This is a genomic window from Paenibacillus phocaeensis (assembly GCF_900021165.1).
GTDB lineage: Bacteria > Bacillota > Bacilli > Paenibacillales > Paenibacillaceae > Fontibacillus > Fontibacillus phocaensis.
Genome location: NZ_FCOQ01000004.1, coordinates 1 through 1,796 on the forward strand (window position 1 = coordinate 1; position 1,796 = coordinate 1,796).

General features: G+C 53.1%; 2 protein-coding genes. One reads left to right on the forward strand and one right to left on the reverse strand.

What is annotated here, in order from left to right; translation table 11 throughout:
* Positions 1–197 (reverse strand): hypothetical protein (locus BN3795_RS25770; RefSeq protein ID WP_232729806.1); only part of this gene is annotated, 197 nt, incomplete at its 3' end.
* A gap of 196 nt (positions 198–393) precedes the next feature.
* On the opposite strand from BN3795_RS25770, the gene BN3795_RS00170 reads away from it, so the two are divergent.
* On the forward strand, positions 394–1,422 hold the full coding sequence (locus tag BN3795_RS00170; protein ID WP_068782736.1) for a LacI family DNA-binding transcriptional regulator: 1,029 nt from the start codon (positions 394–396) through the stop codon (positions 1,420–1,422).
* Positions 1,423–1,796 lie beyond the last annotated feature (374 nt).

Consider the following 1,796-nt stretch of genomic DNA (forward strand, 5'->3'; position numbering starts at 1 on the left):
ATATTGGGATATTCGGATTTTTGGGCTTTCCTATTTTCGGAGTTTCTGAGTTTTGGAGTTTTGGAGTTTCTGAGTTTTGGAGTTTCTGAGTTTTGGAGTTTCGGAGTTTCGGAGTTTTGGAGTTTTGGAGTTTTGGAGTTTTGGAGTTTTGGAGTTTCGGGCTTTCGGCGTTCGGTAGTTCCCCAAGCATTTCCCACAATTTTGAACTCCGCTACACATGCATATTCGCTTCCCTTCGGATCATTTCACCTGTTATTGTAGCGTTTACAATTTGGGGAAGGCGGTTTTTATTTTCACGTGTGCAATGACCATTTTTCTTGACTTTTTGGAGTATTTAGGAATAAAATGAAAACGTGAAAATAACAAGCAACTTCCTGCGAAAGTAGAGATTCTATGATTACGATCAAAGACATCGCCCGCGTTGCGGGCGTGTCCCATACCACGGTCTCCCGGGCGCTGAACGGCAGCCCGCTGATCAAGCCGGAGACGCGGGACAAGATCGAAAAAATCGCCGCCGAAATGAACTATGTTCCCAATGTCAGCGCCAAAAGTCTGGTGATGAAGAAGACGTATACGATCGGACTGTTTTTCTCCAGCATCGATCAAGGAACGTCCTCCAGCTTCCTCGTTGACGCGATCAAGGGCATCCACCATGCGCTGGACGAGAACTACAGCCTGACCGTACACGGGATCGACAGTATCCGGCATTTGGAGGGCATATCGCCGCACCGCTTCGACGGTATCCTCGTCATGAGCCAAAGCGATGCGGACAATGCGTTTATTTACCATGTGAAGAAGGCGGGGATTCCGCTCGTCGTTCTGAACCGCCATCTGGACGATCCCGGCATCGTGAACGTCGTAGCTAACGACCGGGAAGGCGTGCGGGAAGCAATCGATTATGCGATTGGCCGAGGCCATCGCCGGCTGGCGATCCTAGAAGGCAAAGCAGGCTTCCGCTCGGCGGCCGAGCGGAAGCAAGGGTTCCTGGAAAGCTTGCTTGCCCATGGCCTCTCCCTCCCTGCCGAATATCAGGCGGCCGGCGATTACAGCATCGACAGCGGCTACCGGATGATGAATGCGCTGCTGGAACTTCCCAAGCCGCCTACGCTGGTGTTCTGCGCGAACGACGATATGGCAATCGGAGCGATGAACGCCTGCTTCGCCCGCGGCATAACCGTGCCAAATCAAGTATCGTTGATCGGGTTCGACGATATCGTATTCGCCAGCTATACGAACCCGGCTCTGACGACGATCCGCAAGCCCGTCGCTGAGATCAGCGAGCGGGGGACCCGCAGACTGATCGAGCTAATGCAGCAGCCGGGGCCGATCCAAGCCGATGGGGAACCGCCTCAGGAACCGGCCAACGAGACCCTGTTCGTTCCAACGACGCTGATGATCCGCCAGTCGGTGGCAGAGATCTAGCAGACTGACGCTGGTGGCGACTGGGATTTAGTAGGCATTGTCGGCGGGCGATCGGAATCTTGCGGCCAGTTATCGGTGGTGGTCGATATTAGCGGGCAGTGTCGGTGGCGGGCAGGATCCACGGGCTGACGTTAGCAGCGACTGGGATTTAGCCGGCGATTGTCGGCGGCTAGCGGTCATTGTGTCGGAATTATACCGCCGGCATGATAATAAGGGCTACAATGCAGTTATTTTCGGGAATTCGGCGGGTTCTTGGCAATTAGTTGCAGAGATGCAGTTAATTCGGCTCGATATCGCAAAAACCAAGGAATTTGACTAAATTAGATGCACTCTGGGCGTTATTTCCCCAAAAATGGCGAATTAGGAGAAATTAG

Bases quoted from the DNA above. Each gene is read 5' to 3' on its own strand.
- BN3795_RS00170 (WP_068782736.1), top strand. From the start codon at position 394: ATGATTACGATCAAAGACATCGCCCGCGTTGCGGGCGTGTCCCATACC.